Source organism: Cellvibrio polysaccharolyticus, assembly GCF_015182315.1.
Lineage (GTDB): Bacteria > Pseudomonadota > Gammaproteobacteria > Pseudomonadales > Cellvibrionaceae > Cellvibrio > Cellvibrio polysaccharolyticus.
The window spans coordinates 2,758,631-2,772,667 of sequence record NZ_PRDL01000001.1 but is presented as its reverse complement, the minus strand read 5'-3'; the positions used below and the strand labels follow the sequence as shown (position 1 = coordinate 2,772,667).

Sequence of the window (14,037 nt, the reverse complement as noted above, 5' to 3'; positions counted from 1 at the left end):
TCAGAACCAAAAGCCTTTGCCCCGGTCAATGCTTGATCAGGACGCCCGGTCAGATTGATGTACGGCGGCGTTGCCGTAGTAAAAACAGGATAGATGCGTGATTATTCTTCGTTATCTCAGCCGTGAAATCATAGTCACGCTTCTGGCTGTGAGCAGTATTCTTCTTCTTATCGTCATGAGCGGCCGCTTTGCCCGGTATCTTGCCGAGGCGACCACCGGCCGCATTTCTGTTGATATTTTGTTCAGCCTGATCGCTTTTCGTATGCCGGAATTTCTGGTGCTGATTCTCCCACTGGGCATGTTTATCGCCATTCTTTTGTCCTACGGCCGGCTCTATATTGAAAGTGAAATGGTGGTGCTCTCTGCGTGCGGCATCAGCCAGCGGCAGATTCTCGGGCTAACCCTGATTACCGCGTTATTTGTTTCTGCCATGGTGGCCTCACTGAGTTTGTGGTTCGGCCCCATGGGTGCGCAAAAAACCGATGTGATGTTGCTGGAGCAGAGGCAGCGCAGCGAGTTCGATTCCCTGCAGGAAGGGCGCTTTCAATCGCTCGGCAAGGGGCAAGCGATTACCTACGTAGAAAGCCTCAGCAGTAATCGTAAAGTATTGAATCAGGTCTTTGTTGCGCAAACGGCCAACGATGGCGACAACGAAAGCCTGATCGTGATTGTTGCCGAGGCCGGTGAACAAAAGTTGAACCCGGAGTTTGATCAGCGCTATTTGATGCTGCAAAACGGCATCCGTTATGAAGGGCATCCCGGCGGTGCCGACTACAGTGTAATGCGCTTCAAAACTTACGGGCAGCACATGCCACCAGCGGACAGTTCGCTACTCTTCTCCAATAAAATTGATGCAAAACCCACCATGCAACTCTTTGCTGACAATGATCTGGAAAGCAAAGTTACCTTGCAGTGGCGTTTTTCATTACCGCTGCTGGTGATCATTGTTGCGATGCTGGCGGTGCCGTTGAGCAAAACCAACCCGCGTCAGGGGCGTTACCTGAAAATGTTGCCCGCGCTGATTATTTATCTGGTGTATCTCGGGGCGCTGATTGGTACCCGCGGCGCGATGGATTCCGGTAAATGGCCACTGTTGCCAGGCTTGTGGGCTATACACGGAGTATTTGCGGTGCTCGCTCTGCTATTGCTGAATTGGCACAATGTCCAGCTATGGCGTCAGCGCCGGGCGAGTCATAAGCTGCAGGAGACTGCCCGTGCGTAAAATCAATCGTTACGTCTCACGATCAATCACCGGCTCGGTATTGATGGTATTGCTGGTGGTCATGGCGTTGCTATTGATAGCAGCGTTGGTGGATGAAATAGGCAGCTTGCGCGGCAACTACACGCTGCAGGAAATGCTGATTTACGTAGGGCTCACGCTGCCGCGTCGGTTGTACGAAATTATGCCCTTCGCCTGTTTGATTGGCTGTCTGGTGGGGCTGGGCTTGCTGGCCGGCACCAGCGAGCTTGTAGTGATGCGCGCCGCCGGTATTTCTGTTGGCCGCATTATCTGGATGGTAATGAAACCGCTGTCCGTGTTTATTTTGATCGGGGTTGCGTTGGGCGAATATGTTACGCCTTACACCGAGCAGGTAGCAGAAAGTCGGCGTGCGATTGCGCTGGATAGGCCTACACCTGAGTCGCGGCGGGGCAGCATGTGGCACCGCGAAGGTAATGAATTCATGCACTTCAATGCGGTATTACCGAACGGTGTTCTCTACGGCATCACCCGCTACAAGTTTGATGAAAGTCGTAATCTGATTGAAAGTAATTACACGCAGCAGGCCATCTATCAACAAGGCTATTGGCAGGAAGAATCTATTCGCATCACCCGCTTTTTGCAGCCCGGGTCAGCGGTAAGCGAAGAGGATTTGCAGCAGGGTCGGTTGATTGGTACAGAAACCGATACTCTCGCTTCCCGCCGCTGGGAAACGCCCATGACTCCGGAATTATTAAACCTGCAGGTGGCCGAGCCTGAGGCCTTGTCTGCCGGTAGTTTATATAGCTATGTGCGGTATTTGAAAGAGCAGGGGCTGGTGAGTAGTGATTACAGTCTGGCGTTCTGGCAAAAATTGCTGCAACCGCTGGCAACGCTGAGCCTGGTGATGATCGCTATTTCATTTATTTTTGGCCCTCTGCGCGAAGTGACCATGGGGCAGCGTATTTTTACCGGTGTAGTCTTTGGTGTGGTGTTTCGTTTAACCCAGGATCTGCTGGGGCCTTCCAGTGTGGTATTCGGTTTTGCGCCGGTAATTGCCGTAGCGCTGCCCATCGCATTCTGCTTTTGTCTTGGCTTGTATTTATTAAATAAAGCGCGCTGATCGGCGCGCTTTATTTAATTTTTCCTGATTCCTGATTCCTGATTCCTGATTCCTGATTCCTGATTCCTGATTTTCTGCCTTCGTCGTCCGCTTTTTTTGTTTTTTTTGGCATGAAATTCAAATCCATAGTTAATGGAAGCCTTCCCGCTGCAGCAGACGAGAGCCGTCTGCCACATGGATGCGGCAGTCGAGCCTGCATGGACGCATTTACGGCGAGCTCGAATCTGTTGCAGCGGGAAGGCGACCCGGCACAATCTGTGGGGCTGGAGAGATGCTAAAAAATAATCGTGGTATTGATGCTGAAGAATATCAGTTCTGTTCTTTGGGTAGAACTATCACCAACGTCTTACTAACACGGTCATGCAGTGTTTGTTTTTTCGGGTCCAGCAACAGCCAGAAATAACCCAGGCCAAACGACAATAATGAAACTATACCCGCGAGGCAGCGCAACACGCACTGTCCGGTTGTTAACCGACATGATTCGCTGATCAGCCGCATACGCCAGGCACGCATGCCCAAGGTCTGTCCGGATTTGATCCAGAAAAATACATAAAAACCGATCATCGTCACCAGCCAACCACTAAAAACAAACCAGCTGGAATGACCCCATTCAACTTTTTGTCCGTGAGGGGGCTGGCCCTGAATCAACACATTCAGGCCCACCGCAATGGCGTAGTAGCCGATGCTGATTGCCATCAGTAACAGGGAATCGTAAACCATAGCGGCCAGCCGACGAAAAATACCGGCGCTGGGGTAATTTTTTAAAGCTTCACTCATGACGCGTCATCAACATCTTTCACATGAAAACGAATCAGCCACTGACCCGCGCGCTGGGTAGATTGGCCGAGACCAATTTCACCATCACCTTGCAGTGGAAATTCTTCGCGGCGCAGATAAATGTCCGGCTGATCCTCACGCGTTACAAAGGTGCCGTTGGTGCTGTGGTCGATGAGTACAAATTTTCCGCGGCGAAATTCAATACTGCAGTGATCGCGCGAAACCAGTTCATGATCTACCGGTAAATCGCTTTTCTGATCATCGCGCCCGATGTGGAAGGGGAGTTGTTCGGGCAGAAGGGTAATGATTTTGTCGCGCTGACACAGGCTGAGTAAATGCTGTTGTTCCAGGTGGGTCACTTCCTGAATTGGCATCAGCTGGGTGGCGCGGTGATTCTGACGGGATGATTCCCACTGCAGGCGATAAATTGCCGCATGAACGCTATCGCCTTTAATGCTGATTCTGTCGAACATTTGACAGGCTTGCAGCAGCGAGTGCTCCAGATCATCAATAACCGATTGGGTTAATACAATTTGATGGGCGCGAGCAATGTGCGCGACAAAAGCAGCATCATTGACGGTATCGCCGAATACGTCGTCGTGGGTAATTAATACTTCGCCAAAACTGATGCCGATACGAATGGCCAGCCCGTTCAATTGTGATTCTCTAACGCAGCGTTGTTGAATCGCAATAGCAGTTTCACAGGCATTATCGCAGGAGTCAAAGCGGGCCATGATTTCATCGCCCATTGTTTTCACTACTGTGCCATCGTTTACGATGGTTAGCATACTCATGAACTGAATGGCTTCATCAACAATAGCTTTGGCGGCTTCGTTGCCCATCTCTTTATAGAGTTTGGAGCTGCCCGAAACATCAGCAAACATTATGGCGTGCAAAGGTTGTTGCCCGATCATGGTCTTCTGTCATAAAAAGGTTGCGGTAATTCGCAATCATACGTGGGCTGACGGCGAAGAGCTACTGTGTTCAGAAAGAACCTTGCAGCTGAGGGGGGAGGGTAACGCGACATAAAAAAAGGGTTTGCATTGCTGCAAACCCTTTTTCTTTAATTTGGTACCAGAGGTCGGACTCGAACCGACACGCTTTTAAGGGCGGGGGATTTTGAATCCCCTGTGTCTACCAATTTCACCACTCTGGCAAAGCGGGCGCCATTATATCAACGAGATTTCACACGTCAATAGATAAATGATGGTCAGCGTAATTAATTTGCTATAACCTTGCGATCGTCCGTGCAATGACACGCCTGTCCACCTCTGATACCCCGTTAATTGTTATGCAGCGCAAGGATTTCTTTTACCATTTACCGGAAACATTAATCGCCCGCGAGCCTGCCACCGAGCGACGCGGCAGTCGTTTATTAAAGGTGGATGGAACTCGTCATACGATTGAGCATCAACACTTCCCGGCATTGCTTTCCCTGATTGAGCCGGGCGATTTAATGATTTTCAACGATACCCGTGTAATACCCGCTCGCCTGTTTGGCAAAAAGGGTTCCGGTGGGCAGGTTGAAATTTTGATAGAACGCCTGCTCGATGGTCAGCGAGTGCTGGCACATACCCGCGCCAGCAAATCCCCCAAACCCGGTTCGCACATCCTGCTGGATGATGGCACGCAGATAACCGTGGTGGCGCGTCATGATGCCTTGTTCGAATTGAAGTTTGAAGGCGACTCCACCGCTCTGGACGTTCTTGAGCGGGTAGGGCACATGCCACTGCCTCCTTATATAGACCGGCCGGATGACAGCGCGGATCGCGAGCGTTACCAAACCGTATATGGCAAACACAAAGGTGCAGTGGCTGCACCTACGGCCGGCCTGCATTTTGACGAGGCGTTGTTGGCCGACTTGAAAAACAAGGGCGTGCAAATCGCGTTTGTCACTTTGCATGTGGGCGCCGGTACTTTTCAGCCGGTGCGTGCTGACAATATTGAAGACCACGCGATGCACAGCGAAGTAATGGATGTTTCGGCAGAGGTGTGTGAGTTGATTCGCGCCACCCGTGCCGCCGGTAAACGTGTCATCGCGGTAGGCACTACCAGTGTGCGCTGTCTTGAAAGTGCCGCACAGTTTTCCGAAAAGACCGGGGCGCCGGCGGGCGAAATTTTGCCTTATCAAGGTGAAACCCGCATTTTTATCTACCCGGGCTACCGGTTCCGTGTGGTCGATGCGTTGGTCACCAATTTCCACTTGCCGGAATCGACGCTATTAATGCTGGTGTCGGCATTTTGCGGTTATCAGTTGGCGATGAAAGCCTACGCGGTTGCCGTCGAGCAGGAATATCGCTTCTTCAGTTATGGCGATGCGATGTTTATTACCCGTAATGATGCGGCTGATCAGGATATTCCCTGATTGCTCCGCTGGTGACGGCCTGCGGGTCGTGCGCAGAATTTGATGGTGAGTGAATCACACCGTAACTACAGAGAGAATATGCTGTGACTCGTGAATGTTTTATGTCTTTCGAGCTGGATTCAACCAGCGGCCATGCCCGCCGCGGCCGTTTGCGGTTTCCGCGTGGTGTGGTGGAAACGCCGGCTTTTATGCCGGTTGGCACCTACGGTACGGTAAAAAGCATGTTGCCGCGCGATATTGTCGATATCGGTGCGCACATTATTTTGGGTAACACCTTTCATTTAATGCTTCGCCCGGGGACGGAAGTGGTCAAGGCGCATGGCGATCTGCACGACTTCATGCAGTGGCATGGTCCTATTTTGACCGACTCCGGCGGCTTTCAGGTGTTCAGCTTGGGCAAGCTGCGCAAAATTACCGAAGCCGGCGTTGCTTTCAAGTCGCCTATTAATGGCAGCCAGGTATTTCTCGATCCGGAAACCTCCATGCGTGTGCAGCGCGAGCTGGGTTCGGATGTGGTAATGATTTTTGACGAATGCACGCCTTACCCGGCCAGTGAAAGCCAGGCGCAGGAATCCATGGAGTTGTCCTTGCGCTGGGCAGCCCGTTCGAAAACTGCCCATGGCGATAACCCGTCAGCTCTGTTCGGTATTGTGCAGGGCGGCATGTATGAAACGTTGCGCAGCCGTTCATTGCAGGGGCTTACTGAAATCGGTTTTGACGGCTACGCCATTGGTGGTTTGTCGGTAGGTGAACCGAAAGAAGATATGTTGCGGGTGCTGGAGCATCTGACTCCGGAAATGCCGGCGGATCGGCCGCGCTACCTGATGGGGGTTGGTAAACCTGCTGATCTGGTTGAAGGTGTGCGCCGGGGCGTGGATATGTTCGACTGCGTCATGCCCACCCGCAATGCGCGCAATGCTCACCTGTTTACCAGTGAGGGCGTACTCAAGCTGCGTAATGCCCGTTTCCGCGAAGATACCTCGGCGCTTGATCCGCGTTGCGATTGCTACACCTGTAAAAATTTCTCGCGCAGTTATTTGCACCATCTCGACAAGTGCAACGAAATGCTGGGTGCGCAACTGAACACCATTCATAACCTGCGCTATTACCAGACGCTGATGCAGCAAATGCGCGATGCCTTGTCGGCGGGAACCTTTGATCAGTTTCTGGAAGATTTCTATGGTCTTCAAGGGCTTCCGGTGCCGCCGTTGCCTGAGGGTTTCGTCGCTAATTGATACAGCCGGGAACGGCTTTCATTGTTGTATGCGCTGAAATGGGTATAATTCAGGCCTTTTACATGCCCGCCAGCCATGAGTAAACCCGGTTGGTCGGGACGTTCCTCAAGACGAATGCCCATAACAACACTGCAATTGTAAAAATTGTCACGGAAAAATTTATGCAAAATCGTTATCCGCTGTGGAAATACCTGCTTATTTTCACTGTAGCCGTCCTGGGCTTTATTTATTCGGCCCCCAATCTTTATGCACCTGACCCGGCCGTACAGGTATCCGGTGAATCCAGCACCATGGAGATTGATGAAAAAGTACTCGCCCAAATTGAAGCTGCTCTGGGTGCCGCAGGCATTGAGTATTTTGGTGCAACCAGCAGCGGAACCTCGGCGCTTATTCGTTTGCGTAATGGCGACCAGCAAATGCTGGCCAAGCGTGAAATTCAGCAAGTGCTCGGCAATAACTATGTTGTTGCTTTGAGTATGGCGTCTACCACGCCAGCATGGTTGAGAGCCTTTGGTGCCGAGCCGATGAAGCTGGGTCTCGACCTGTCCGGTGGTGTGCACTTCCTGATGGAAGTAGACACAGCGTCTGCGGTTGCCCGTCGTCAGGAAACCAATGCTGAAGAGATGAAAGACAAGCTGCGCCGCGCCAAAATTCGCTACAGCGCCATCATCGCCAACAGCGACAATGTTCTGGTGGCTCGTTTCCGCACTCAGGAATTGCGTGATGAAGCGCTGTCCAGTCTGCGCCGCGATTACGATGACCTGATGTTCAACACCCGCAACCCCACCAGCGACAGCGGCGAATTTACCTTTCAGGCCGAGTTGAGTGAAGCGGCAGTGCGTGAAATTGAAAACTACGCGCTGAGCCAGAACCTGGTCACGCTGAGAAACCGTATTAATGAGCTGGGCGTATCCGAGCCGATTGTGCAGCGCCAGGGCCGTAACCGCATTATTGTGCAGTTGCCGGGCGTACAGGATACCGCTGAAGCCAAACGTATTATTGGTAAAACCGCCAACCTGGAATTCCGTCTGGAAGCCACTTCCGATGCGCTGGTTTCTGCCAAGGAACAATTTCCCTTCCGTAACGAACAGGATCAGCGCCGCTATGGTGATGCGTTCCTTGAGCGCCAGCTGATTTTGACCGGCGACCACGTTGCCAACGCTACCAGCAGTTTTGACCCCGAAACCAACATGCCGCAGGTGAACATCACCCTCGACAGCGTAGGTGGTGCCAGAATGCACCGTGCGACCCGTAACAGTGTAGGTCGTCGCATGGGCGTGCTGTTCATTGAGTACCGCACCATTATGGAACCGCGTGTTGATGCCAGTGGTGAAACGGTTGAAGTGCCGGTGCAGTATGTCGAGAAGAAGATCATCAGCCTGGCAACTATTCAAAGTGCGCTGGGTGTGCAGTTCCGTATCACCGGTGCCGAGTCACCGGCTGAAGCCTCCGAGCTGGCACTGTTGCTGCGCGCCGGTGCACTGGCGGCGCCTATGTACTTCGTTGAAGAAAGAACCATTGGTCCATCTCTGGGTGCAGAAAACATCAAGATGGGTGTCACCTCGGTGCAGTGGTCTATGGGGTTGATTCTGCTGTTCCTGTTGTTCTACTACCGCATGTTCGGTATTTTCGCGAGCGTTGCGCTCACCGTTAACCTGTTGTTGCTGGTGGCAGCCATGTCGCTGATTGGCGCTACGCTGACCATGCCGGGTATTGCCGGTATCGTGCTGGCGCTGGGTATGGCGATCGATGCCAACGTACTGATTTTCTCGCGTATCCGCGAGGAATTGAAAGATGGTGCACCGCCTCAGGCAGCAATTTATAACGGTTACGAGCGCGCATGGGGCACCATCCTGGACGCCAACGTCACCACCTTGCTGGTTGCTGTGATTCTCTACGCCATTGGTACCGGTCCAGTGCAGGGCTTTGCGGTCACTCTGTCACTCGGTATTCTGATTTCCATGTTCACTGCCATTATGGGTACCCGTGCTCTGGCGAACCTGGTCTACGGTCGTAACAAATCTCTCAAGAAACTTTGGATATAAACAGTCATGGCTATTGCACAGGAACAGGAATATAAAATTATTGATTTCGTCCGGTGGCGCAAATTTGCAGCGGTGCTGTCGACGATTCTGATATTGGTTTCAATCGTTTCACTGTCAGTTAACGGGCTGAAATTCGGCCTGGATTTTACCGGCGGTACCCAGATTGATGTGTCATTCAGCAAGCCAGCGGATCTCAATAAAATCCGTGAAGTATTGCACCGTGAGGGGCTCGAAAACCCGGTTGTGGTGCTGTTCGGCTCCGAGTCGGAAGTACTGATCCGCTCTCAGGGCTCCATGCAGGATGCCGCTTTGATCGGTCTTGACCGCGAGCTGGCAACGATCAGCCCATCGGCGGAACTGGTAGAAATCGAGCGCGCCCAGGCTGACCGCGATGGCTTTACCCAGGTATTTGTTATCAGTGGTGCGTCACCCGATCAATTGCGTCAGGGCGATTTTTTCAAAGAGCAGTATTTTGGCAACGTCTTGTTTGATGTACGTGGCGACCAAACCACGGTTGCACTGGAAAAAGCCTCTGACATCGCTTTTATGGGCTACATCCTTGATGTGCTGGCTGCAGAAACAGATTCCGAAGTGGATTTGCGCCGCAGCGAATTCGTAGGCCCGCAAGTGGGTGAAGAATTGCGTGATGAAGGTGGTCTGGGAGTGATCTTCGCACTGCTGGTGGTAATGGCGTATGTTGCTGTTCGCTTCCAGTACAAGTTCTCCATCAGTGCGGTGTTGGGTCTGTTGCACGACGTTATTATTGTGCTGGGTGTGTTTTCGCTCTTCCGTCTGGACTTTGACCTTACAGTGCTGGCGGCGGTATTGGCGGTAATCGCTTACTCCATTAACAACACCATCGTGGTATTTGACCGTATTCGTGAAAACTTCCGTCGCCTGCGTAAAAGTACCGATCACGAAGTGATTAACATCTCGCTCACCCAGACGCTGGAGCGTACCTTGGTGTTGTCATTGACCACCATGCTGGTGTTGTTTGCGCTGTTCCTGTTTGGCGGAAAAATGCTGGGTGGTTTTGCGCTGGCGCTGATTATTGGTATTACCTCGGGCACCTACACCAGCTGGTACATATGTACGGCGGTGCTGGTTGGCCTGAATGTCTCCAAGGAAGATTTGATTCCGACGGTGAAAGAGGGTGATGATGCGGTTGACTCGCTCCCTTGATAAATCAGTAGCATGGATGGGCAGCTTTGGCTGCCCATTTTGTTTTTACCGCAACAAAAAAGCGCTGATCGTCATTGGTATGCCGAATGGCTACAATAATAAAATCAACTCCTGACGGGTGATCCTTCCAATGAACCGGATAGATCTGATTGACGGCGATATTGACTCCCTCTCTGCCGATGAGATGCGCGAGCTGCTCAACCGTTTTCGTCGAATATTCAATGGCACCGGTTACGGCTTCTGGGAATGGCATCTTCCCTCCAATAAATTGGAGTGGACCGGCAAATACTGGAGCGATCTCGGTTACGACGAAAGCTATATTGATCGCATAAATGATGCGCGTCAGCTCCCCGATTTTATTTATCCCGATGATCGCGATGCGATGATAGAAGCGATTCGCGAACATTTGCGACATGGCGAGCCGCTGGATTGTTGTTATCGCATACTCACTCGCCAGGGTGATTACGTCTGGACCCAGGTGCGCGGCAATTCCATTCGCGATGCCAGCGGTCGGGTTATTTATATTTCCGGTGTGAATTTTGATATCTCCGAGCTCAAGCGCGTAGAAGATCAGCTGCGCGACAGTGAGGCGCGGCAGGCGCGCATTATTCAGGCGTCCAATGACGGCATCTGGGAATGGTACGCCGACCGCGAAGGCGTGCATTTTTCAGCGCGTTGCTGGCAGCTGATAGGCTATGAAGAGCACGATGATGTTGTCACCAGCGGCGAAGACAAATTGCGGGTGTGGCGCCGCCACATCTATCCGCCCGATCTGAAAATTTTTGAAAATGCCCTGAATTTCCATGCCGAAGGCAAGGGCATGTTTGATGTGGAATATCGTATCTATAGCAAGCAGGGTGATCTGCGCTGGATTCGCGGTCGCGGTCGTATTCATTTTGATAAAAGCGGCCGCCCGACTCGCATGGCCGGCACCAACATGGATATCACCGACATGAAACGTGCCGAAGAGCGCGTTATCAAATCGCGCGATGTGGCTGAAAAAGCCAACCAGGCAAAATCCGAATTTCTCTCCAGCATGAGCCATGAATTGCGCACGCCATTAAATGCCATTCTCGGCTATGCCCAACTATTCGAGTTCGATGCCAACCTCACTAGTATTCAATTGGAAAACGTGGGCGAAATTCGTAAAGCCGGCGAGCATTTACTGCAATTGATTAATGATGTGCTGGATCTGGCCAAAATTGAATCGGGCCATATGACGGTATCGCTGGAGCCGGTGCTGGTGTCACGCGTGGTCGGCGAATGTTTTACTTTATTGCAGCAACAGGCGGATACCCGGGGTATTCGTTTGCGTGCGACGCTCGAAGCTCATGAAAATGCCTATGTCACTGCGGACAATACCAAGCTCAAGCAGGCGCTGATTAATCTGGTTGGCAACGCTATCAAATACAACAAAATGGGCGGTGAAGTTGAGCTGATCGTATCGCAGCAGGAAGACAAGCGTTTGCGCATCACCATCCGCGACACCGGGCAGGGTATTCCGCTGGCACGGCAGCGCGAAGTTTTTCAGCCCTTCAACCGCTTGAATGCCGAGATGAGCAAAATTGAAGGCTCGGGCGTGGGTCTGGTCATTACCAAACGTATTGTAGAAATGATGCACGGCATCATCGGTTTTAGCAGCGAAGAAAATGTCGGCACCACTTTCTGGATCGAAATGCCCCTGTGTCAGCAATGGCACAACATGGCGCCAACGCTGGGGCGTGCACCTGCTCCTGGCGTGCAGGAGCGGCCCGCGTTGTTGTGGCAATCACCCTGCCGGATTTTATATATTGAGGACAACCCCTCCAATATCCGTCTTTTGCAACATATGCTTTCCCATTACCCGCTCATTGAGCTGGATATTGCTGAAGAAGCCTTTTTGGGGATTTTTAAAGCGCGCTGTCAGCAGCCGGATATCGTTATTATGGATATCAATTTGCCGGGCATGGACGGTTACGAGGCGTTATCGGTGTTGCGTCGCGATGTGGCAACCCGGTCGATTCCGGTAATTGGTTTATCGGCCAATGCGATGCCCTACGATATTGAAAAAGGAATGCAGGCGGGGTTCTATCAGTATTTGACCAAGCCGGTAGAGTTGCATCGGTTGATTGATGCGCTCAATTCACTGCTGCCAAAAGTGGTGAAAACGTCATAAAAAAAGCCGGCGTTGTGAGGCGCCGGCTTTCGGGGTTATTTCAAATGACCCAGATGTTTCTGGACGATTTGCAAAATCGGTTTGAAAACCTTGGGTGATCCGCAAACGATATTGCCGCTTTCCAGAAAGTCGGCGCCGCCATTGAAATCACTGATCAGGCCGCCAGCTTCTTTCACCAGCAACACACCGCCAGCGATATCCCACTCGTTCAGGTTGAGCTCCCAGAAAGCATCAAAACGCCCGGCGGCTACGTAAGCCAAATCCAGTGCGGCAGAGCCACAGCGGCGAATACCGGCGGTCTGTCCGGCAATTTCCTGTACGCAAGCAAGGTAGCCACCAATGTGCTCCAGGGCATAACCGCTAAACGGAATGCCGGTGCCAATCAGAGTGCCTTCAAGGCTGCGGCGGTTGGCTACACGGATACGACGGCCATTCAATGCGGCGCCACGGCCACGGCTGGCAGTAAATTCTTCGCGTTTGATGGGGTCGATAACAACGGCGTGTTCAATCTGGCCTTTGTACTTGCAGGCGATTGATATGGAGAAATGAGGAACCCCGTGAATAAAGTTGGTGGTGCCATCCAGCGGATCAATAATCCACTCGTAGTCACTGTTTTTGCCAGCCATAAAACCGCTCTCTTCGCCGCGAAAGGCGTGATCGGGGTAGGCTTTGCGCAGATGGTAAATAATTTCTTTTTCGGCGGCCTTGTCAACTTCGGTTACATAGTCATTGCGACTTTTGGTTTCGATAGTGATCAAATCAACACGCTCAAAAGCGCGTTCAATCAATTCAGCTGCTTTGCGACCGGCGCGCAAGGCAATGGTTAACATGGGTTCCATAGGAGTACCAATCAACGGGGTTTCAGAAAATGTAAAAGAGCTGGGCCGCAGGTCATGACGTAAAAGTCTGCCTCTCGCCGCAAGGGCGCGAATTCTACTGTTTTTTTGCGGGAGTTACCAGTAGCGGCGAGTGGTGTTACACTTCGCGCCCTTTACGACACCCTCGGGAACCGGTCTTATGACTTCCACGCCTTTGGATAACATCCGTATCGTACTGGTAAATACCACGCACCCTGGCAACATTGGCGGTGCAGCGCGCGCCATGAAAAATATGGGCCTTTCCCGCCTGTATCTGGTCGCCCCCAAAGAATATCCCTCCGAAAAAGCCACTTGGCGATCTGCCGGTGCCACCGACGTGCTGGAAAATGCCGTGGTGGTTGATACGCTGGATGAAGCTATTGCCGGCTGCGGTCTGGTAGTCGGTACCAGTGCGCGCGAGCGCCGTATTCCCTGGCCGCTGCTTGATCCGCGCGAATGCGGTGTTCAGGTTGCCAGCGAAGCGGGCACTCATGAAGTGGCGCTGGTGTTCGGTCGCGAAGATCGCGGCCTGACCAACGAAGAGTTGCATAAATGCAATTTCCACGTGCACATCCCGTCCAATCCGGATTACAGCTCGCTCAATCTGGCCACTGCGGTTCAGGTAATTACCTATGAAGTGCGTATGGCGTGGTTGCAGGCCAGCGAAGGCAAAACGCTGACGCAGCATCAGTGGGATTTTCCGCCAGCAGAAGCCCGGTCGCTGGATGCCTACTACGAACATCTGCAACAAACGCTGGTGGATCTTGGCTTCCTCGACCCGGAAAACCCCAAGCAAACCATGACCCGCTTGCGCCGTTTATACAATCGCGTGCGTCTGGATCAGATGGAATTGAACATCCTGCGTGGTGTTTTAACCGCCACCCGCAATCATATTTTTTACTCGGGTAAAGCCCTGGGAGCCGCCAAAACCGGCGATTCGGTGGAATTTGACCCGAAAAAATCGCCTGAAAAATAACCGCCAGCGGCTTTTGAAGTCAGCATGGATTGGAAAAAAGTGAATACTTGAGTAAAATGCTTGGTTATAGCGTCCAGCCAACCTGTTTGCGGTTGGCGTCTCTCCAGGATTTATTTGGATCACA

At 52.1% G+C, this 14,037-nt stretch carries 11 protein-coding genes and 1 tRNA gene; 8 read left to right on the top strand and 4 right to left on the bottom strand.

Annotation, left to right across the window (positions count from 1 at the left end):
• Positions 1 to 97 precede the first annotated feature (97 nt).
• Both lptF and lptG read left to right on the top strand, forming a co-directional pair.
• On the top strand, positions 98 to 1,222 hold the full coding sequence (gene lptF / locus C4F51_RS11895) for an LPS export ABC transporter permease LptF (protein ID WP_193910068.1): 1,125 nt from the start codon (positions 98 to 100) through the stop codon (positions 1,220 to 1,222).
• Complete coding sequence (gene lptG, locus C4F51_RS11890; RefSeq protein WP_193910066.1) at positions 1,215 to 2,321, top strand: LPS export ABC transporter permease LptG; 1,107 nt, start codon at positions 1,215 to 1,217, stop codon at positions 2,319 to 2,321. The genes lptF and lptG overlap by 8 nt, the downstream gene beginning before the upstream one ends.
• A 309-nt stretch (positions 2,322 to 2,630) precedes the next feature.
• On the opposite strand, the gene C4F51_RS11885 is transcribed toward lptG, so the two are convergent.
• The 3 genes from C4F51_RS11885 to C4F51_RS11875 all read right to left on the bottom strand — a co-directional run bounded on the left by C4F51_RS11885 (position 2,631) and on the right by C4F51_RS11875 (position 4,254).
• The gene (locus tag C4F51_RS11885; RefSeq protein WP_193910064.1) at positions 2,631 to 3,098 is read right to left on the bottom strand and encodes an RDD family protein; all 468 of its coding nucleotides are present in this window, start codon (positions 3,096 to 3,098) and stop codon (positions 2,631 to 2,633) included.
• The gene (locus tag C4F51_RS11880) at positions 3,095 to 4,012 is read right to left on the bottom strand and encodes an adenylate/guanylate cyclase domain-containing protein (RefSeq protein ID WP_193910062.1); all 918 of its coding nucleotides are present in this window, start codon (positions 4,010 to 4,012) and stop codon (positions 3,095 to 3,097) included. The genes C4F51_RS11885 and C4F51_RS11880 overlap by 4 nt, the downstream gene beginning before the upstream one ends.
• A gap of 155 nt (positions 4,013 to 4,167) precedes the next feature.
• Positions 4,168 to 4,254, bottom strand: a tRNA-Leu gene (locus C4F51_RS11875).
• A 135-nt stretch (positions 4,255 to 4,389) separates the two neighbouring features.
• Here C4F51_RS11875 and queA point away from each other — a divergent pair.
• The 5 genes from queA (at position 4,390) to C4F51_RS11850 (ending at position 12,080) form a co-directional block, all read left to right on the top strand.
• Positions 4,390 to 5,463 (top strand): tRNA preQ1(34) S-adenosylmethionine ribosyltransferase-isomerase QueA, encoded by a 1,074-nt coding sequence (gene queA / locus C4F51_RS11870; RefSeq protein ID WP_193912554.1) that lies wholly within the window; start codon positions 4,390 to 4,392, stop codon positions 5,461 to 5,463.
• Positions 5,464 to 5,564: 101 nt separating this feature from the next.
• Entirely contained in the window at positions 5,565 to 6,698 is a 1,134-nt protein-coding gene (tgt, locus tag C4F51_RS11865; protein WP_193912552.1) for a tRNA guanosine(34) transglycosylase Tgt, read from the top strand.
• Between the two features lie 161 nt (positions 6,699 to 6,859).
• Positions 6,860 to 8,743 carry a protein translocase subunit SecD gene (gene secD / locus C4F51_RS11860; RefSeq protein ID WP_193910060.1) on the top strand — a complete coding sequence of 628 codons (1,884 nt, stop codon included), beginning with the start codon at positions 6,860 to 6,862 and terminating at the stop codon, positions 8,741 to 8,743.
• Between the two features lie 6 nt (positions 8,744 to 8,749).
• Positions 8,750 to 9,925, top strand: a complete 1,176-nt coding sequence (gene secF / locus C4F51_RS11855) for a protein translocase subunit SecF (RefSeq protein ID WP_193910058.1) — start codon at positions 8,750 to 8,752, stop codon at positions 9,923 to 9,925.
• A 130-nt stretch (positions 9,926 to 10,055) separates the two neighbouring features.
• The gene (locus tag C4F51_RS11850; protein ID WP_193910056.1) at positions 10,056 to 12,080 is read left to right on the top strand and encodes a PAS domain-containing protein; all 2,025 of its coding nucleotides are present in this window, start codon (positions 10,056 to 10,058) and stop codon (positions 12,078 to 12,080) included.
• 35 nt (positions 12,081 to 12,115) lie between these two features.
• Here C4F51_RS11850 and C4F51_RS11845 read toward each other — a convergent pair whose 3' ends face one another.
• A complete protein-coding gene (locus C4F51_RS11845) occupies positions 12,116 to 12,919 on the bottom strand; it encodes an inositol monophosphatase family protein (RefSeq protein WP_193910054.1) in 804 nt (267 codons plus the stop codon).
• Positions 12,920 to 13,097: 178 nt separating this feature from the next.
• Here C4F51_RS11845 and trmJ point away from each other — a divergent pair, with 178 nt between their 5' ends.
• Positions 13,098 to 13,913 carry a tRNA (cytosine(32)/uridine(32)-2'-O)-methyltransferase TrmJ gene (gene trmJ, locus C4F51_RS11840; RefSeq protein ID WP_193910052.1) on the top strand — a complete coding sequence of 272 codons (816 nt, stop codon included), beginning with the start codon at positions 13,098 to 13,100 and terminating at the stop codon, positions 13,911 to 13,913.
• Positions 13,914 to 14,037 lie beyond the last annotated feature (124 nt).